Source organism: Petrotoga sp. DB-2 (assembly GCF_054051725.1).
In genome coordinates, this window is record NZ_JBSVZD010000007.1 from 34,899 (window position 1) to 55,772 (window position 20,874).

Below are 20,874 nucleotides of genomic sequence, written 5' to 3' on the forward strand. Positions count from 1 at the left end.
TAATTCCATTTTCATTATAATACTTTTCAATGTAAAATGTCAAGATAAAATTTTAAATTTCTGTTTTAATTCCTTTTCTTTTATAAAATCGCCCAATATATCTAACTTGTCATTAGGCAATTATTCCGTTATTAAATTCACAATATATTTTTATCCCATTTTTAAGCATTTTAGTGTTATAATTAAGACGAAAAAGATAAAACATCGGAGTGTGGAATTTATGATGAATGATATTTTAAATATTATATACAATGATGATCCTCAAAATATTTTAAAATCAGTTTTTAAAGAAGTATCCTTCCAATTGAAAGAATCAATTGGGAAAGACAATATTATGTTTATCTATCAATCAAGCAGAGAGGTTTTTAAAGCTTTAGCTTCTACAATAGACAAGTTTGAAAATGTAAAAATATATATACGTGGAGTCGAAGAGTTAAAAAACAAAATTTTCTCAAATGAAATTCTTTCGGTTAATCTACAGGATGATACTTTAAAGGTAAGTTCAGACAGCAACGATAAAAAAGAAATATTTTTATATCCGATTTTTTCGGAAGAGACTTTAATCGGAGCCGTTGGATTATTTGATAATCAAATCGACAAAGATACTTTCGACCAACAATTTTTTTATTACGTGGTTTTGATTAACTTGATTATAGAAAAAATAAAAATCAAGGATTTGAAAGACAAAGTAGTTTTAATGGAAAAACTCACCGACATTATAGAAGAAATTACACAAAAAGATGTAATAATCAAAAATGTATTGAAACTCCTAAAAGATTCACTCCATGCAGAAAGCATAGTTTTCTGGGAACTTCAAGGAAATACACTTGAAATCAAATACGTTCTTGGAATAGATGAAAACTCAATCTTAAATAAAGAGATTCCTTTAGAAAATACTCTTGAGGGAAAAGCCATAAAAGAAAGAAGAAGTTTTATGGTTGTTGGACGAGAAAACTTTCAAAATTATTTTATCCCTTTTGATGTCGATCTCAAATCTTCTATTTATTCTATTATAGAACAAAATAATGAATTATATGGTGTTTTAAGTGCTTATAACAGAGAAGAAGGATACTCCTTTAGAACATACAAAAATTTTGATGAGGCAGATTTCCATGTTTTTTCAGATACAGCTAAAAGATTAGCTTTTTCTATTCACAGAATCAATTTATACAACAAACTTCAAAATGAAGTCAGTAAATTGACTGAATTGAAAAAGAATTATGAACAACTTATCGAAAAACAAAAAGAACACTTAGATATGCTAAATGCATTAGACAAGATATCTCAAGCCGTGAGATCTGTTTACGATAAAAATTTAGCAATAAAAATAATGCTTTTAGGATTAACTTCCGGAAGGGGGCTTAGGTTCAACAGAGCTCTGTATTTGGAAAAAGATAAGGTTCGAGGTTTCCTTGTTCCAAAAATATGGATTGGTCCCGATGCAGAAGAAGATGCTAACGAAATCTGGAAAGAAGCTAACATTAGGGCTTTAAAATACGGAAACGTTGTTCAATACTTCAAAGAGGAAGCCATAAAAATACCCACAAATAACAAACTAATTCTTAGTTTGCAAAACAAAGTTTTAGCATATAAAGGACACCCTATTTTAGAAAGAGTAGTTGAAAAAAAGCAGGTGTTACATATTGTTCCACAAATGTTGGAAATTAAATGGGAAGATTTAGAAGATATATACGATATAGTTAAAATAAATGAGTTTCTAATTTTTCCAGTTGCTGGGATGGTTGAAACTAAGGGTGTAGTTATAGTCGATAACAAAATAAACAAAAAACCCATCACCAGTATAGAAATTGAAATTGTAAAATTATTTAAAGATAATATGGGATTAGCTTTAGAAATGATAGAAAATTATCAAGAATTAAAAGAAAAAACGTTGCGATTAGAAGAACAGAAAGATTTGATGGATTACTATAGGAGGTTTAAAGACAATATCTTACAAAATTTAGCTGTCGCAATTGTTGTGGTTGATAGAAATGGAAAAATAAACGAATGGAACAGAAAAGCAGAAAATTTTTTCTCCCGACCAAGAGAAACCATGATCGGAACAGCTATTCAAGGTATAACAGATATAATAGGGGAAGAAATAATTGAAAAAATTAAAACCATTTATGAAACTAGAAATAATATCAAATTAAAAAATTATGAAGTAAAACTTTCCAATACAAAGAAAATTTTTGATATTCAATTATCTCCTTTGAGAAATGAAGATTTAGGAGTTATCGAAGGTGTTATAATTGTTTTTGATGATGTTACTGAACTGTACAACCTTCAAAAAGAAATGGAAAAGCGAGAAAGACTTGCTGCCATGGGAGAAATGACCGCTAGAATAGCTCATGAAGTGAGAAATCCTATTACGGTTATCGGCGGATTTTTAAACAGAATATCTAAAATGAATAAAATGGATGATATTCAAAAATACACTCAAATTATTAAAAAAGAACTCTCTAGGCTCGAACATATAGTAAATGAAATCTTAGAATACTCTAGAGGAGGTAAAATTAACCAGATTGAAGAAGTCAATTTAATAGAAATCATACGCGAAATAATGTTGATGTATGAAGATTTTATACAACAAAAACACGTTATGGTGAACACTGATTGGTTAAAGGAAGAGATCGTAATAAAAGTAGATAAAGATAAAATAAAACAAGTATTGTTGAATTTAATAAAAAACGCTTTAGAGAGTGTTAATAATAATGGAAAAATTGATATAAAAGTTGGATTTACTGATGAAAATAGAGTTTTTTTCGAAATAACCAATGATGGACCACCCATACCACCAGAAATTAAGGAAAAATTATTCACTCCTTTCCTTACAACAAAGAGTAATGGTACAGGACTTGGTTTAGCTATTTGTAAAAAAATAATAGAAGAAGAACACAAAGGTAAAATTTATTTGGTAAAATCTGACGATACTGGAACTTCTTTCAGATTTGAAATTCCAACAGGTAATAACTAAATTATTGTATAATTTAGACGCTAAGGGCCAATTGTGGGAGGCGGGACAAAGGGGTACTAAATCGGATTCGATATTACTTACATGGACACTTTAAAAATAGGGTAATTTTCAAAAATTAGATTTAGATTTTTAAAAGGTTACAGGGCGAAGCCCTCACCCATCCATCTGGGCGGTGTGAGGGAAAAGATAAAACTTTCTAGGAGGGGTTAAGTTGTCTAAAGTACTAATAGTGGATGATGAAGAGAACATAAGAACTTTAATAAAAGAAGAATTGGAAGAATCTGGTTATGAAGTTATTGCGGTAAGCAATGCAAAAGATGCACTGGAAACATTAGAAAGCGATAAAGATATAGATATCATATGCACCGATATCGAAATGCCCGATGTAAATGGTTTAGAACTCGCAAGTGAAATCAGAAAAAGGTACCCAAACAAAAAAATAATATTTCTCACAGCCTACTCACATTATAAAAGTGAGATGGCATCATGGGCAGCAGATGCTTACGTTGTAAAATCAATGGATTTAACGGAAATAAAAGATACTATCGAAAATCTCTTAAAAATTCAATAATATTTTATCGGAGGTGCGCGTTTTGGATTACAAAGATACAATCAATCTTCCAAAGACATCATTCAAGATGAAGGCAAATCTGAAAGAAAAGGAGCCTCAGATTCTTCGAAAATGGGATGATTTAAATATTGCTTACTATCTCAGAGACAAAAGAATAGGGAGAAAAAAATTTGTTTTACATGATGGTCCACCGTATGCCAATGGAGACATTCATATGGGAACCGCTCTTAATAAAGTTTTAAAAGATATAGTTTTGAAATACAAAACATTGAGAGGTCTTGATGCACCTTATGTTCCTGGATGGGACACACATGGTCTTCCAATAGAACATAATGTAACTACTAAACTTGGAGATAAAGCAAAAACATTGAATAAGTCCGAAATTCGAAAACTATGTGAAGATTATGCATTGAAGTTCGTAGACGTTCAACGAGAAAGCTTTAAAAGGTTAGGGGTAATAGGTTTTTGGGATAAACCCTATTTAACTTTAAATCCCGAATATGAAGCCAAGGTTTTAGAGATCGTTCGTACTTTAGTTGACGCTGGCAACATCTATAGGGGCACTAAACCGATATATTGGTGTCCAGAATGTCAAACCGCTTTAGCAGAAGCAGAAGTTGAATATCACGATCATACATCGGATTCAATTTATGTAAAGTTCCCTCTAGTTGGAGAAAATAATACACACGTGATCATCTGGACGACAACACCTTGGACTTTACCAGCAAACGTAGCTATTGCTGTGCACCCTAATTTTGATTACGCAAAAGTGGAAGTTGGAAACGAATATTGGATAATGGCTAAAGAATTGGTTGATAAAACCATGAAAGAAGCCGGTATAGATGATTATAAAATCATCGATACGTTTAAAGGATCAACATTAGACGGGAAAAAAGCTAGACATCCTTTTATTGATAGAGACAGCCTTTTGGTACTTGCAGATTACGTAACTTTAGAAGAAGGTACTGGATGTGTTCACACTGCACCAGGGCACGGTATGGAAGATTATATAACAGGTACAAAGTACAATCTTCAGGTAATATCTCCTGTAGATAGCCAAGGATATTTCACGGATGAAGCTGGAAAATATAAAGGGATGAAAATTTGGGAAGCGAACAAAGAAATTATCAAAGATCTAAAAGAAAACGGATTTCTCGTTCAATCAGGAAAGATAACTCATTCCTATCCACATTGTTGGCGTTGCAAAAACCCTGTTATCTTTAGAGCCACTCCTCAATGGTTTATAGACCTTGAAAAAAATAACTACCGTGAAAAGGTATTAGAAGAGATAAAAAAAGTAAATTGGATACCCAAGTGGGGAGAAAATAGAATATCCTCTATGGTGAGAGAGAGACCTGACTGGGTAATTTCAAGACAACGTGCATGGGGCATCCCAATACCAGCTATTAAATGTGAGGATTGTGGTGAAGCAATTTTAGATACCAAAATTTTAGACCACGTTATCGAAATTATAAAAAAAGAAGGGAGTAATGCGTGGTTCGAAAAAGAAACGAAAGAACTTTTACCGGATGGTTACACGTGTCCTAAATGTGGCGGTTCGGCCTTCCAAAAGGAAGAAGATATTTTAGACGTTTGGATCGATTCTGGATCATCTTTTGAAGCGGTTGCAAATTCACGCGAAGAATTAAAAAAATTCCCTGTAGACTTATATTTGGAAGGAAGCGATCAACATCGAGGGTGGTTCCAAAGTTCTATATTCTTATCTGTTGCAAAACATGGAATAGCCCCTTATGAATCTGTTTTGACTCATGGCTTTATAAAAGACGAAGAAGGAAAGAAAATGTCTAAATCCTTGGGGAACGTAGTCAATCCAAAAGACATTATCAACAAATATGGAGCGGATATATTAAGATTATGGGTTGCATCAGCGGATTACAGAATGGATATAAAAATATCTTACAATATCTTAGAACAACAGGTTGAAACCTACCGTAAACTTAGAAATACTATAAGATTTTTGTTGGGTAATATAAATGATTTTAACCCTGATGAAGATTCTGTCGCTTATGAAGAAATGTTAGAAATAGACCAATGGGCGATGATGAAGTTACATAATTTGATAAAAAATGTCACCAAAGCCTATGACAATTATGAGTTTTACAAGGTACATTATCTGATAAACAACTTTTGCACAATAGATATGAGTTCTACTTACCTGGATATAATAAAAGATAGGATATATGTAGAAGGGAAAAAATCTAAACTCAGAAGATCAGCTCAAACCGTTTTATATGAAACTGCCGTAGCTTTAAATAAGATGATTTCACCCATATTACCTTTTACAGCAGAAGAAGTTTACGATCATCTCAATTATTCAAACAAATATGAAACCATATTCGCTGAACTATGGCCCGAATACAAAGAAAATTATCTCAGTCAACAGTTAGAAGAAAAGTGGAATAAAATTTTTGCTTTGAGAGAGGATGTTTTAAAAGCGCTTGAAGAAAAAAGAAAAGAAAAATTTTTAGGAAACTCTCTAGAGGCTAAAATTATCGTTAATCTCAAAGATGATGCTTTAAAGCAAATTCTATCTCAATACGATAACAACTGGATTGCTGATCTATTTATAGTATCTCAATTTGAATTTGGTAATGTCGATGAAGGATTTGAGGGTAGGTACGGTACAATTAAAGTTACCAAAGCGGAAGGGGAAAAATGTGAAAGATGTTGGAAAGTAGATCCTAATACGGGCAAAGATCCTGAATTTCCGGGTGTTTGTCCAAGATGCGCAAGAGTATTAAATGAAGAAATAAATGCATAAATCCTAGGATGGGCTGTATAGCGAAGGGATACAAAAAGAAGTTTTTAAAATTCTAAAGATGCTCTTTTAAGTTATGTGAGGGGGTACACCATGAAACTTTTTTTTGGAAAAAAGGAAGAGAAAGTAATAAAACTTTTTTCTAAACATTTAGAAAAAGTTGAAGAAGGAGTAAACTTACTCACAGAATCAGTAGAATTATATGTAACCGACGATATTGAAAAATCTGTAGAATTATCAAAACAAATATCTAATATAGAAAGCGAAGCTGATACATTAAGAAGAAAAACCGAAAGTGAAATGTATCAAGGAGCTTTTTTACCAAATTTCAGAGGTGAGCTTTTAGAATTAATAGAAGCTGTTGATAAGGTTATGAATAAAATCCAAACCGTTTCAGAAATCTTAGCTTTTCAAAAACCTAAAATACCTGAGGACTTTAAAGCAGATTTCTTAGAACAAAGTCGATTGGTAAAAAAAACTTATAAGTTCTTGAAAAAATCTATAGAAAACGTATTCGAAAATATAGAAAAAAGTGGTGAATATATTCAAAAAGTTGAATTACATGAACATGAAGAAGATATCTTAGAGAAAGATATGCTAAGAAGATTGTTTGAAATAAATAACCTTGAGTTATGCGAAAAATTGCAGTTAAAAGATCTTTTTTTACAAATAGGAGATATAGCTGATAAGGCTGAAGATGCGTCTGATAAATTAGAAATTATAGTCTTAAAAAGGAACATTAAATGAAAAAACCGCTGGTCACGAAAAAACCAGCGGTTTTTTTATATCAAGGTCATTGTTACATAAAGTTCACTATAGCAAAAGATAAACCTGCAGAAATTACCACCGAGATAATAATATCTAAGAAGTTCACTCCTCCAGCACCCTCAGCTGTTTGTTTTACCTCAGTAACCTCTTGAGATAGCTGGTCGACACTACTTTGAACGGTTTGCAAATTTTGTGACAATTCAGTAATAGATTGGGTATTACTATTTAATTGAATACTTAATTCGTCAGTAGTATTCTTTAACGAGGTCAACTCAGTTTTATCAACTTTAGAATCTATCTTCGAATTCAAGTTAGCAGTTAAAGCGTTCAATTTCTCCATATCTTGATTGATACTAGAAAAAGAGTTTTGTAAAGTACCGACTGAATTTTTTAACGACTTTATTTCTTGATTGTTATTAGCAACCGTTTGAGAAAGATTTTGATAATTATTATCCAGACTTTCAACAGTGTTTTCCAAATTGGTTACTCTGCTATCTAAGCTTCTAATGTCAGTTTCGCTTACAACAGGCACGGATATGGCGTTGACCTTTCTCTCTAATTCATCTATCTTTGTGGTGGCATAACCAAGCAACTCATAAGAATTCTGTAGTTCCTTCACCGAACTATCCAACCTCGAAACGGAACTCTGAAGACTAGAAAGATCACTTGTAAAAGAGTTTAATTTTGTTTGAAGTTGTTGTAATTCTGATGATGAAACCCCTTGTGGTACAGATAAACTACTTACGGTCTTTTCCAGATTTGCTAAATCTTGGGCTAAAGGTTCAACCATACTTTGTTCTACGTAATCAATCGTTCTGGACAAAGCGACAGTCAGTTGATACCTGTTCATGTTTTCTAATCCTTTAAAAGTACCATCGGGGTATCCTTCAATTATGCCAATACCAGAAAGCCTTTCAACTGCGTCATATGCCCAATGATTGATGGGAACATCCTTAAAAGACTGTGAAAATACTCCTAAAGCCAAAAATAAAAATAGAAACAAAATACCTACCTTTTTCACTACATACACCTCCTGAATTTTAGAATTTTAAGTTTTTTGCTGTTATCGATTTTATTTTACCACAAAAAATGGTAAAATAAGATGAAAAATAATTGGAGGTGTTATTTTTGTTTCAAAAAAGAACTCACACTTGTGGAGAATTAAACGAAGACGATATAGATAAGATCGTTATTTTAAACGGATGGATAGATAGGATTCGTGATTTAGGTGGAATTATTTTTGTTTTGATAAGAGATAGATACGGTAAAACTCAAGCGGTTTTCGATTCTAGTGATAACAATACGATTTATCAAAAAGCCTTAAAATTAAAAAATGAATACGTTGTTTCTATTCAAGGAAAAGTTAGGGTGCGTCCTGAAAAAGACAGAAACCCAAATATGCCAACTGGGGGTATTGAAATACTTGCAACAAATTTAGAAATCCTTTCTGAATCTGAAACACCACCAATATACGTCAACATAGAAGAAGATATTTCGGAAAATTTAAGGTTAAAATATAGATATTTAGACCTTAGAAAAGAACGAATGCAAAGGAACTTAATAATTAGACACAAAGTTATGAAAATCACTAGAGATACGCTAAGTGCTGAAGGCTTTCTGGAAATTGAGACCCCTTACTTAACAAAATCAACACCAGAAGGGGCAAGAGATTTTTTGGTTCCTTCTAGATTAAAACCAGGCAATTTTTATGCCTTACCTCAATCTCCACAGCTTTTCAAACAACTACTGATGGTATCAGGTTTTGATAAATATTTTCAAATAGCTCGCTGTTTCAGAGATGAAGATTTTAGGGCGGATAGGCAACCCGAATTCACACAAATTGACATAGAGCAATCTTTCGTTGAAAAAGAGGATATATTTGAACTAACGGAAAAATTAATTAAAGAAATATTCGAAAAATCTATAAATTACAAAGAATTAGAGATTCCGTTTCAAAAATACGCCTATGATGAAGTAATAAAAAAATACGGTTCAGATAAACCTGATATACGGTATGGTATGGAATTTATTGATCTAACAGCATATTTTCAAAATACAGAGACTAATTTTATAAAAAATGGGATAGATAAAGGTCTTATATTAAAAGGTTTTGTTGTCCCTGACAGGTCTAAAAATTTTTCTAGAAAAAAATTCGATGACCTGACAGAGTTCGCAAAAGAACAAGGAAGCTCGGGTTTGATATGGATCGCTTGTGACAAAGAAATAAGGTCAAATATAAAAAAAGCCGCAGCTAAAGAGATTAATATCTTAGTAGAACGTGGTATAATGAAAGAAGGTGACGTTTTATTAGCTATTTTAGAAGAAACAGACAAAATAGACCAGATTTTAGGCCAATTAAGAATTAAAATGATCAAAGAAGAATTCGAAAAAAAATCTGGATTCAGCATAATTTGGGTTACTGATTTTCCAATGTTTTCTTGGAATGAGGAAGAACAAAGAATTGTAGCTGAACATCACCCCTTTACTATGCCCAACTTAGATGATTTAGCTAAATACGAGAATAAAGACCCTTTAAAAATCAAATCTCAATCCTACGATCTTGTTATAAATGGTTATGAGATCGCAAGTGGCAGCATAAGGATACACAAACAAGATATACAAGAAAAGGTGTTCGATATTTTAGGCTTGAGCAAAGAAGAGGCAAAAGAGAAATTTGGTTTCTTGTTAGAGGCTTTTAAATATGGTGCTCCTCCTCACGGTGGTATAGCGATTGGAATGGATAGATTGGTGAGCATACTTGTAGGAGAAGAATCGATAAAAGAGGTAATTGCATTCCCAAAAACAGCTTCTGGAACTGATCCTATGACCGATGCCCCATCAGAAGTCAGCGAAAAACAATTGGAAGAATTACACCTCGCTTTGAAAAAAATAAACAAGAGTGAGATGCAAAATGGCTCAAAAAGCTAAAAAAATAAAGATTGCTATAGATGGTCCGGCAGGATCAGGAAAATCTACAATCGCACAGAAATTAGCTAATTTACTAAAGATAAATTATCTAAATAGTGGAGCTTTGTATAGAATCATTGGTTATTACCTAAATCAAAAAAAGGTGGACCCAAAAGATTCAAAAAATATAGAAAATATTTTAGAAAAACTTAATATTGAAATAAAAAACAACCGTTATTTTTTAGATGAAAAAGATATTACCACCACCATTAAAGACTCGAAAATCGGTGATTTAGCTTCCCTTTATTCCCAGAATAATATTATCAGAAAAAAAGTTAATGAGATAATAAAAAAAATTGCCGAAAAAGACAGTATAGTGGTTGATGGAAGAGATATAGGAACGGTAGTTCTCCCCGATAGTGATGTAAAAATATATCTAACCGCCTCTTTAGAAGAAAGAGCTAAAAGAAGATGGAATGAGGAAAAAGAGGAAAAAGGTAATATTTCTTTCAATGATATACTGGAAGAAATAAAAAGTAGGGATTACAACGATTCAAACCGTTCTATAGCTCCATTAAAGCCAGCACGAGATGCAATAATTATAGATACTACTAATCTATCCATAGAGGAAGTTCTGCAAAAAGTACTAAAAATTGTCGAAAAGAGAGGTATTTATGGAGATTAATGTAGCGAAAAGAACCGGTTTTTGCTCAGGTGTTCAGTTAGCCTACAATCAAGTGAAAAACTCCATCGTTGATAGAAATAAAATTTATATTTACGGTGAGTTGGTACACAATAGAAAGGTAATAGAAGAGTTAAATAGAGCAGGTGCGATAACTATAACAGAATTGGATGATATACCAGACGATTCTATAAATGAAACAGTAATCATCAGAGCCCACGGTATTTCAAAGTCTGAAAAAGATTTTTTAAAAAAACGATTCTCTAAAGTTATTGATATGACTTGCCCAATAGTCACAAATTTAGTAAAATACGTAAAAGGCAAACAAAAAGATGGATTTTTTGTAGTCGTGTATGGAAAACCCGACCATCCTGAGATACTTGGGCTAAAAGGAAATGTAGATGAGAGTAAATTATTAATAACACTCTCTCCAGTGAAAATACCTCAAAGAAAGATATTGATTGTATCACAAACAACCATGGGGGAGGAAGAATATAAAAATTTTATAGCCGGTATGGTAAATATTAATTCTTTTACGGAGGTGTTGATAAGAGATACTATTTGTTCTGAAACTGTCTTAAGGGAAAAAGAAACACTCGAACTTTCAAAAAAAAGCACGTTGATGTTAGTTATAGGCGGGAAAAATAGTTCCAATACTCAAAAACTATACCGTATTTCTAAGAAATATTGTAAAAGAGCGTATCATATCGAATCTGGTGAAGAACTTAAGGAAATAGTAATCTCTCCACAAGACAAAATCGGAATAGTTACTGGTTCATCCACTCCAAAATCAGAGCTAGACAAAGTACTGGAGTATCTACGCCAAAAGAAGGAGGATCTTTCATGATGGAAGAAAAAACTTTTGAAAAACTTTTGAACGAACAAGAGATAAACGAAATAAAAAAAGGAAAAATAATAGAAGGAAAGGTGTTTGAAATAAATAGTGATGGTATATGGGTTGCTTTGGAAGGTGCAACAGGAGATGTGTTTGTAAGTCAAGGAGAACTCATAAAACCACTACAAGAATATCAAGTAGGTCAAAAGATAGTAGTAGAAATAACTAAAACAAATGATGCAGAAGGGTTAAACTTTGCCTCTGAAAAAAGGGCTGTTTGGAGCGAAACTATAAGTAAGATAAAAGAAGGGGAAAATTATCCAATCATTTTTAAAAACAAATTAAAAAAAGGTTATAGCGTTCTGATCGAAGGTATTGTCAACGCATTCCTTCCTGGTTCACTATCTTTATTAAGACCTAAAGACGATTTACCAAAGGGAGAAAAAATGGCTAAAGTTATTTCTAAAAATGGAAAAAACATAGTCGTCTCAAGAAGAGATTATGTAGAAGAAAAAATCAGCCAAACTTTCATTGAATACGAAGAAGGAATGGTAATCGATGGTGTTGTAGAGGATATAAAAAATTTTGGCGCATTTGTAAAATTGAACGATCATCTTAACGGCCTCATACCAGCAAGTGAGGTTAGCTGGAACGAGAAGATCTCAATAAAAGATTATCTAAAAGTGGGTCAAAAGATCAAAGCTGTAATAATCAAATTGGACAGCGAGAAAAAAAGAATTTCACTATCTCTTAAACGTTTGAAAGAAGATCCTTGGATAACACTGGACGAAAAGTATCCTGTAGGAAGCATTGTTCAAGGTACTGTAACCAACATATTACCTTTTGGTTTTACTGTTAAGTTTGATGAAGGTTTAGAAGGTTTGGTTCATGAAACGGAAGTATTCTGGGGCAGGAAAGGTAGAATAAGCGATGTAGTACAAGTTGGAGACAATGTTCAAGTTAAAATATTGAATATAGACAAAGAGAATAAAAAGATTAATTTAAGTTATAAGCAAGTTTTAGGAGATCCCTGGGAAACCCTAGAAGAAACGTACAACGAAGGAAACATTGTTACAGGAACCGTCGAAAAGGTTCTAAATAATGGAGCGATTATAAAAATAGACGAAGGGATCACTGGATTCCTACACGTTTCAGAACTTTCTTGGGATTTTGTAGACGATATTTCTACGGTTCTTCAGGAAAAACAAAAGATCAAAGTAAAAATAATAAAAATAGACAAGGATAACAGAAAGATGAGACTATCAGTTAGAGAAACAAAAGAAAATCCTTGGAAAAAGGCTTCACAGGAGATAAAACCAGGTGATACAGTTAAAGGAAAAATAATCCGTTTTTTAGATAAAGGAGCAATAGTACTCATCGATGATTACGAAGTAGAGGCTTATCTACCTGCAAGCAAGGCTTCTACAAATTCAAAAAGTCTCGAAGAAACATATAGGATTGGCGATCAAATAGAAGCGAAAGTTTTAGAGATCGGTCTTGAAAATGAATTTAAAAGGGGCAATATGATTATAAGTGTAACACATCTAGAAGAAGAAAGAGAAAAAGAAGAAGCGTTAAAAATAATGAATGAAATGAACGAAGAGTAAATAGCTTCAGTAAAAAAACAAGAGGTGGAATAACTTGGAAAAACCGACGGTCCTCATAATTGGAAAACCCAATGTGGGAAAATCAACATTATTTAACAGAATGATAGGTGAAAGAAAATCAATAGTTCACGATATGCCCGGTGTAACGAGGGATAATATATTCGCCACAATTCAATGGGAAGATGTATCTTTTACATTGGTTGATACGTGTGGTATATTCGAACAACCGGAAGATAAGATAGAAGAAAGACAGAAACAAATAATTTTTGAGAGTTTAAAAGACGTATCTTTGGTAGTATTTGTAATCGATGGAAAGATTGGACTTACCTCAGAAGACTATCACATTGCTGACTACTTAAGAAAGACCAATTCAAGGGTTATCTTAGTTGTTAACAAGGCAGAGAATTTTGAAAAATACGAGTTGGAGGTAAAACCAGAAATATATTCTCTAGGCTTTGGTGAAGGGATCCCTGTTTCCGCCGAACACAACAGAAACATTTTTACTTTAATGGATACTATCACAAACACTTTAAAAACTTCTGGCTTAGATTCAGTAGAACCCGTTGATAAAGAAGTTGATAACAGAGAAATAAATGTTTCTATCGTTGGGCGACCCAACGTTGGAAAATCTTCTCTTTTTAACAGCATACTTGGTTCAGAAAGAGCCATTGTTTCTGAAATACCTGGAACTACCCGAGATGCCATTGATCATCTAGTTAAGATTGGCGATAAGACCTTCAGATTCATAGATACAGCTGGAATGAGAAAAAAAAGTACTATTCATTATGGAAGTATCGAAATGTTTTCAATATCAAGAACGATCAAAGCTGTTGAAAAGTCAGATGTCGTAATTTTAGTAGTTGATTCAACAGAAGGCATAACCCATCAAGACAAAAGCATTATAGGTATTGCTGAAAAAAGAGGAAAGGGAACCATTGTAGCCTTTAACAAGTGGGATCTAGTTAGTCACAACCACAAGAGAAAAGAAGAATTTTTTAAATACTTTGAAAAAGAACTCTACTTTGTAAATTACAGTCCATTAGTATTCACATCAGCCCCCAAAAGATGGGGGATTCAAGAATTAATAACTGCCATAGAAGATGTTGAGACATCAAGAAACAAAAAAATCCCTACAAGTGCGTTGAATTCAGCCTTAGAAAAATACACACTTGTAACTCCACCGCCAATTAAAAAAGGAAAAAGAATAAAATTTTACTATGCTACACAGGTAGGGACTAGACCTCCTGTTTTCGTATTCTATTCAAATTTACCATACGATATACCAAAATATTATCAACAAGGTTTGAGAAATATGATACGAAATTATATCGATCCTTTTATTGGTTCACCTATATTTTTAAAATTTGAAGCAAGAAAAAACCAAAAAACAACCAACACCAAACAAAAAACACTCTGAAATTTGTTTTTAAATTTTTAACACCTTACAAATCCTATTTCAGGGAGGAAATTATATGTCCATTGCTGCTTTGATTATCAGTTATCTATGTGGATCGATTCCTTTCAGCTTCTTGATTCCATGGAGTAAAGGAATAGACATAAGAAAAACTGGTAGCGGAAACGTTGGAGGAACCAATGTTTTAAGGACTTTGGGGCCAAAATGGGGATTACTATCAATCATCCTTGATTTTTTGAAAGCATTCATTCCCATTTTAATAATAAGACTGATTTTTGGCGTTGATTCGTGGATTACTTATTTTTCTTTGATAGTCCTTGTGTTAGGTCATGACTATCCAATTTTTTTAAAATTCAAAGGTGGAAAAGGAGTTGCTTCTACGTTAGGCGGTTATTTTGCTTTGAGTCCTATGTTAGGTGTGATATTTTTGTTAATTTGGATACCCGTCGAATTATCAACCAAATATGTTTCTTTATCATCCCTTTTAGGTCTGCTTATAACTGCTATCTTAAGTTATTTTTGGAATTTAAAAATGGGCATTACCTATACACTTTTATTTTTTCTGAGCTTGTATAAACATAGATCGAATATCAAAAGGTTACTAGCTAATTCTGAAAATAAAACAGACATTATAAAAATCCTAACAAAGGAAGAAAAAGTCAAATGAAAAAAGCAATCATTCCCCTTTTTATCTATCTTTTGCTGACGAACGTTTGGATATTCTCTCAAGAATTATCGGAAAGTGAATTAAACTCTAGAGAACTATTTTCGGAAAGTCTCCAGTTGTTATTTGAAGGGAAAAAATACGAGGCACGTGTTCAATTGAATCAAGCAATGAGCGGAGAAATATACATAACAGATATACCTAAACTTTGGTACTATGCAGCAAAATTGGATTTACAGTTGGGAATGATAGACAAAGCTATTCAAGACTTGGAAAATTCTCTATTATTTTCTACCGTAAATGAGGAAGCTAACACCTTGTTGAGTTTTATAGACAGTATCAAAAACTTTTCACTTTCCAACTATGCTACACCTGTATTTCTCGAAATCAGCCAAACAGCAGGAGTAAAAGATTCTTTTGAAAGATTTTATAATCCTGTAGACTGTGAGATCACCAATTCGAATTTGTACGTCTTAGATTCTCAAAATCACTTGATATTTAAAACAAGTAATTACGAAGAAGCATGGATAAGATTAGACAAAGACAAAAATTATTATTCTATAAACGCCGACGAAAATCTAAATAGAGTTTACCTAGGTACAGATCAAGGGATTTACTACTTTGAAAGTTATTCTCCAATCGTTAGAAAGGAAATTAAAACCGATTCAACGGTGGAAAGTACGGTATTAACAAGCGAGACTGAAAACCACATGGAAGTTTTGACGAAAGATTTTCCCTTTATAATTTACGATATTGATAACGCCGGAAGACTGGTCGGATATGATCCATACAACAATGAAATAAAAATTATAGGTTACAACGGTGAAATACTTCAACAAAAGAAATTTGATCATTCAATAACATTTCTCGATGGAGCCTTATGGCACAATAATTTATACCTTTTAGATTACGCAAGTTCATCCGTTTTTAATTTCGATATATTAAAAAATGAAGTAGTGAACATCCTAAAACTGCCAAATAAAACTTATATTTCTCTTGACGTTCTTCCATGGAATAAAATCTTAATTTCTTCTCTTGAAGATGGCATAGAAATTTTAGAAGAAGATGGAGAACTCAAGCCAATCGATGATGGTTTTAGCGGTGAAAATATCAGTCAATTCAGGGGAAAAGTCAAAATTGAAAATGGTGTGCTTATCCTTACGGATTTAGACGATAACAAAGTTTACTTAGAAAGAATAGATTCAAATACAGAAAGTAATCTATATATTTTAAATTTATATGGTTTAAAATATAGCAAAAACGACAGAACAGTAACCTTAAAATTTAATATTAACGATATCTCAGGCGAAAAAATGGATTTTTTGACCAAAAATATATACGTAATGGATTCGGGGGGAAGAGTACCCTTCAATTATCACCGTACTTATTCGATATCAGATACATATGAATACGAAATTAATGAACTCTTCCAAGTTCATGTGCCACAAATTAATACCGATTCGAAGATATTAACTCACGGTGAAATCAACATGGAACTAACCCCTGAAAAGACGATACCTTTTATCCTTTCAAGTAGCTCTTTATTTCACCTGACCAATGGAAAAGAAGTTAATACAAACTTAGAAAACCTTGCCTTCATGAGCGGAGGAGGCATTATAGATCAAAACCAAGAAGAATACCTCAAAGATTATTTGAAAGTTTCTTATAAACCTATTGATTATATAGAATACAACTTATTCCCTCCAATAATCAGTGGAATAAATCCAGCCAGTGTTTCTCTATTATTAGAAGATAAAATTTTAGTCGATACCCTTTTTTACTACACTGAAGGTGATATAAATGAGTAAAGAACTGGCATATTATTACAACCAAAAAGCAAACACCATGTTAGAAAAAGGTAATTACCTAAATGCTGCTTCATATTATAAAAAAGCGATATCTTTACTTCCTGAAGATCCTATGTTCTATCATAACATTGGGGTCTGTTATATGCTAAGTGAAGATTACGAAAAAGCTAGTAAATTTTTAGAACTTGCTTTAGAAAAAGGTATAGACTTAGATGAGACAAACCTTTACCTTGCCCATTCATTATACGAAATAAAGAAGTACGAAGATATATTATATTTAAAAGAACCTCAGGATGGACAAAACAAAATAAACTTTTTGATTATAAAATCAAAAGCCGCGTTAAAAAGTGGGAACAGTGAAGTTGCAAAAAAAATAGTAAGTCATTTAAAAATCTCAGGTTACGATTCTCAAGAATTGGAACTAATAGAAAAAATGATATAACAAAAAAATTTAGTGGGGAGGATAAAAAATGAAAAAAGGTCATTTTATTGTCGTTCTTTTATTTCTTTTGGTTTTACCAATTATTACTTTTTCATATAACGTAAGGATGGGTGACACCTTAGGAATTTGGGTTCTGGGATATCCTGAATATTCAATAACCGATGCAGTTGTTGGACCAGAAGGAGACATCACGGTACCTCCTATTGGCAGAATAAAAGCGGAAGGTAGAACTTTAGAAGAAATCGAAAACGAAATATCGAATAAAATGGAGAGTTATATAAAAACTAATAAAGTTACGGTTGGAATCACCCAGTATGCCCCATTTTCGGTAACGGTTTTAGGAAACACCAACATAAACGGAGTTATTGACATAAAAAACGAAAAGATTAAGCTTTCAGATCTAATCGGCTTAGCTGGTGGGATAAAAGATATCACTAAATCCTCTTACGCGTTAATCAAATCTCCCGATGGAAAGGAACAAAAAGTTAATATTGCATGGATTAAAAGCGGAGAAGCTGGTGAAGATCCTTATATATATGAAAATTACTTTGTTCTCTTCCCTTACGATTATACAAATAAAGTCACTGTTTTTTCAGACTTCGGCACCTCCTCATTAGATTACTATGAAGGTTTGACGTTGAAAACCGTTATCTCTTCCATGAATATTCCAACTAATAAGATACCTACAAAAATAATGATTGTACGAGAGGCAGAAATTCAAGAAGTCCCATTTGATGAAATAGTAAAAAAAGAGGATTATTCCTTACAACCAGGTGACACAGTAATAATTCCTTACAACTATACGAATAATGTTCTTGTTTTTTCTGATTTCGGATCGGCTACTTTAGATTATTTTGAAGGTATGGGAATAAAATCTGTAATAACTATGATTTCCTCTGGTTCTGATATAAACTTACCTTTAAACCAAGTAAATGATGAAATAACTGTTGTAAGAGGGGAACAAACGTACAAAGTGTCTTTGCAGAAAATAACTCAAGGAAGTGATTTTCTCTTACAACCTGGAGATACCGTAATAATAAATAAATTTGAAAATTATGTATACGTAAGTTCACAAGAAATTTCAAAAAGAATCGACTTTGAAAAACAAGAAAGAATGAACATCAGAACACTCTTAACTAAAGTTGGTATAAGCGAAGAAAATGTGGAAAAAATTCGAGTAAACAACCAACCCGTAAATTCAAATGCTGAATTAAAAAAAGGTGATTTTGTCCAAATTACACTTAAAAGAAACTACGTTTACTTAAGTGGAGCATTCAACACAACGGGAAAGGTTGAATTTTTACCCAACGAAGAAATAAGCATGGATAAGATAGTTGGATTAGCTGGTGGTTTCAGTAGTAATTTTTCTGGTAATTTGGTTATCGTGGATAATTCCGGGAGCACAAAAAGTTTAACCGTCGACCCAAATAACTTGACTATGTTGAAAGATATTATACTAAGTTCTGGCTCAACGATAATAGCCGATACAGAATTAAGAATGGCGTATATATTCGGAGAAGTCTCCGATGTTATAGAATACAATCAAGGAGAAAGTTTGTATGAATTGTTGCTCCCATTAAACTTAGATGAATCCTACCAAGTTAGATATCAAATCGGTGAAAAAATGGGAACTTTAACAGCGAATGAATTTGACAGTTTAAAAAATATTCCACTAGAGGGCAAAGTCTTTGTAGAAATTTCCAAAATTGCTCCAGACCAAGTTATTGTCTACAAGGCAGGAGAAACACAAATTATCCAACAAAAAAATGTGAGGTTAATAGATATCTTCTCGTCAGTAAATGGATTCTCTCCTGTAGATACCGGAACAATCACAATCTACCAAAACAATGAAGCTATAAAAACGATAAATTCTGAAGAATTGTTAAATAATTTAATGATGGAAGTTCCTAAAGGTTCATACGTCGTTGTTCAACCAGAAGTGAGTGGTTCATACATAGCCGTTTTGGGAAATATTCCTTCTCCAAAAAGTTTAAGAACAGATGTTCCTATGAGCTTGGTTGAGATACTATCTAACTCAGCTATCGATTGGAAAAATCAAGAGAGCATTTTCATCTACACAAAAAACAACGAAGAAATAAAAGTCGACATAAAAGATGTAGAGTCTTTAAGAAATGTACTCGTTAACCCTGGATCTATAGTCTACGTACCACCAGCAGAAGAGCAAGTTGTTTACGTTTTTGGAGAAGTAGCAGAACCCGGTATTATCTCATACAATGCAGGCATGACAGTGCTAGATGCTGTACTCAAAGCCGGAAACGCCTCTAAATCGGCTCAATTAACAACGGTATACTTATTCAAAGATGGCCCAGAAAATCCACCCGTAACTTTGGACTTATCTGGAATAATAAACGCAGCCCCCGTAAAAACTGGGATGAACCCAGAAGTAAAACCAAAAGACATTATCTACATTCCAAAAAACACACTAACCAACATCGTAGAAGTTATGAGTACGGTACAAACATTCATGAATTTTATTAAAACCGGTGCTGAAACATACACAAGTGTATCTGGTCTATTTTAATAAGACAAGAAAGGTGAAATTTCTTTGAAAACTTCTGAATGGCTTAAGAAGTACGATATCAGATTAAAAAAAGGGTTGGGTCAAAATTTTTTGTCTAACTCTAATGTATCTCGGGAAATAGTCCGAAAAAGTGAAATCGATGAAAATGATGTAATAATCGAAATTGGAACCGGCAACGGAATCCTTACAGAAGAGATGGCAAGGAAAGCAAAAAAAGTAATAACTTTTGAAATTGATGAAAGGCTAAAACCACTGTTAGAAAAAAGGTTTGAAGGTTCAAATAATGTAGAAATACATTTTGAAGATTTCCTAAACACGGACCTTTCTAAATTCAAAGATATTCCAAAATTGAAATATATCGCAAACATCCCATATTATATCTCTTCAAAAATATTAGAAAAGATATTTGTAGAGTCACCAAAATTTGAATACGCTATTTTTATGTTTCAAAAAGAGTTTGGACAACGGTTGATGGCGAAATCAAAAAAAAGTTACAGCCCTTTAAGTATATTCGTCCAGACTTATTGTACCGTTGAAAAAATCATGGATGTATCTAAAAACAATTTCGTACCAATTCCAAAAGTAGATTCAGTAATATTAAAGTTTAAACCTATATATAAGTATGTAGAAGAAATAGATCCAAAAGATTTCATGAAATTTGTTCACAAATGTTTTTCTAAAAGAAGAAAAACTATAAAAAACAATCTAAAGGAGATAATACCTGATACGGAAAAATATCTAAGTGAGGTACAGATTAATCCGTCATCTAGACCGGAAGATATTCCCTTAGAAACATATATAGAGTTGTACAAAAAATTGTTGGGGCGAAGGGACGCTAAAGAAGGTTCCTAAAGGCGACAATATAATTATCTTTGGAG

The 20,874-nt window shown here is 32.6% G+C and carries 15 protein-coding genes; 14 read left to right on the forward strand and 1 reads right to left on the reverse strand.

All coding sequences use genetic code 11. The features are described from left to right. Positions 1-220 precede the first annotated feature (220 nt). From ACW9JY_RS04130 to ACW9JY_RS04145, 4 genes are all read left to right on the forward strand, one after another. Positions 221-2,977 (forward strand): ATP-binding protein, encoded by a 2,757-nt coding sequence (locus ACW9JY_RS04130; protein ID WP_457283486.1) that lies wholly within the window; start codon positions 221-223, stop codon positions 2,975-2,977. A 211-nt stretch (positions 2,978-3,188) separates the two neighbouring features. After that, on the forward strand, positions 3,189-3,548 hold the full coding sequence (locus tag ACW9JY_RS04135; RefSeq protein WP_103077220.1) for a response regulator: 360 nt from the start codon (positions 3,189-3,191) through the stop codon (positions 3,546-3,548). A 22-nt stretch (positions 3,549-3,570) separates the two neighbouring features. After that, complete coding sequence (gene ileS / locus ACW9JY_RS04140) at positions 3,571-6,330, forward strand: isoleucine--tRNA ligase (RefSeq protein ID WP_457283487.1); 2,760 nt, start codon at positions 3,571-3,573, stop codon at positions 6,328-6,330. 90 nt (positions 6,331-6,420) lie between these two features. Further along, a complete protein-coding gene (locus ACW9JY_RS04145; RefSeq protein ID WP_103077218.1) occupies positions 6,421-7,074 on the forward strand; it encodes a TIGR00153 family protein in 654 nt (217 codons plus the stop codon). 52 nt (positions 7,075-7,126) lie between these two features. Here ACW9JY_RS04145 and ACW9JY_RS04150 read toward each other — a convergent pair whose 3' ends face one another. Next, the gene (locus ACW9JY_RS04150) at positions 7,127-8,116 is read right to left on the reverse strand and encodes an S-layer homology domain-containing protein (protein WP_169925166.1); all 990 of its coding nucleotides are present in this window, start codon (positions 8,114-8,116) and stop codon (positions 7,127-7,129) included. Positions 8,117-8,223: 107 nt separating this feature from the next. Between ACW9JY_RS04150 and aspS the strand changes: the two genes are divergently transcribed. The 10 genes from aspS to rsmA all read left to right on the forward strand — a co-directional run bounded on the left by aspS (position 8,224) and on the right by rsmA (position 20,848). Further along, positions 8,224-10,023, forward strand: a complete 1,800-nt coding sequence (aspS, locus tag ACW9JY_RS04155) for an aspartate--tRNA ligase (RefSeq protein ID WP_457283488.1) — start codon at positions 8,224-8,226, stop codon at positions 10,021-10,023. Beyond that, positions 9,995-10,687 carry a (d)CMP kinase gene (cmk, locus tag ACW9JY_RS04160; RefSeq protein WP_457283489.1) on the forward strand — a complete coding sequence of 231 codons (693 nt, stop codon included), beginning with the start codon at positions 9,995-9,997 and terminating at the stop codon, positions 10,685-10,687. The genes aspS and cmk overlap by 29 nt, the downstream gene beginning before the upstream one ends. Then, a complete protein-coding gene (ispH, locus tag ACW9JY_RS04165; RefSeq protein ID WP_457283490.1) occupies positions 10,677-11,531 on the forward strand; it encodes a 4-hydroxy-3-methylbut-2-enyl diphosphate reductase in 855 nt (284 codons plus the stop codon). Before cmk ends, ispH begins: the two co-directional genes overlap by 11 nt. After that, positions 11,528-13,126, forward strand: coding sequence for a S1 RNA-binding domain-containing protein (locus ACW9JY_RS04170; RefSeq protein ID WP_457283491.1), 1,599 nt, complete (start codon positions 11,528-11,530; stop codon positions 13,124-13,126). Before ispH ends, ACW9JY_RS04170 begins: the two co-directional genes overlap by 4 nt. Positions 13,127-13,226: 100 nt before the next feature. Continuing rightward, positions 13,227-14,543 (forward strand): ribosome biogenesis GTPase Der, encoded by a 1,317-nt coding sequence (gene der, locus ACW9JY_RS04175; protein WP_457283511.1) that lies wholly within the window; start codon positions 13,227-13,229, stop codon positions 14,541-14,543. Between the two features lie 55 nt (positions 14,544-14,598). Continuing rightward, positions 14,599-15,207 (forward strand): glycerol-3-phosphate 1-O-acyltransferase PlsY, encoded by a 609-nt coding sequence (plsY, locus tag ACW9JY_RS04180; RefSeq protein ID WP_103077211.1) that lies wholly within the window; start codon positions 14,599-14,601, stop codon positions 15,205-15,207. Beyond that, entirely contained in the window at positions 15,204-17,012 is a 1,809-nt protein-coding gene (locus ACW9JY_RS04185) for a hypothetical protein (RefSeq protein ID WP_457283492.1), read from the forward strand. The genes plsY and ACW9JY_RS04185 overlap by 4 nt, the downstream gene beginning before the upstream one ends. After that, positions 17,005-17,454, forward strand: a complete 450-nt coding sequence (locus ACW9JY_RS04190; RefSeq protein ID WP_457283493.1) for a tetratricopeptide repeat protein — start codon at positions 17,005-17,007, stop codon at positions 17,452-17,454. The genes ACW9JY_RS04185 and ACW9JY_RS04190 overlap by 8 nt, the downstream gene beginning before the upstream one ends. A gap of 28 nt (positions 17,455-17,482) precedes the next feature. Then, a complete protein-coding gene (locus ACW9JY_RS04195; RefSeq protein WP_457283494.1) occupies positions 17,483-19,996 on the forward strand; it encodes a polysaccharide biosynthesis/export family protein in 2,514 nt (837 codons plus the stop codon). Positions 19,997-20,020: 24 nt separating this feature from the next. Beyond that, on the forward strand, positions 20,021-20,848 hold the full coding sequence (gene rsmA, locus ACW9JY_RS04200) for a 16S rRNA (adenine(1518)-N(6)/adenine(1519)-N(6))-dimethyltransferase RsmA (protein WP_457283495.1): 828 nt from the start codon (positions 20,021-20,023) through the stop codon (positions 20,846-20,848). Positions 20,849-20,874: the final 26 nt, after the last annotated feature.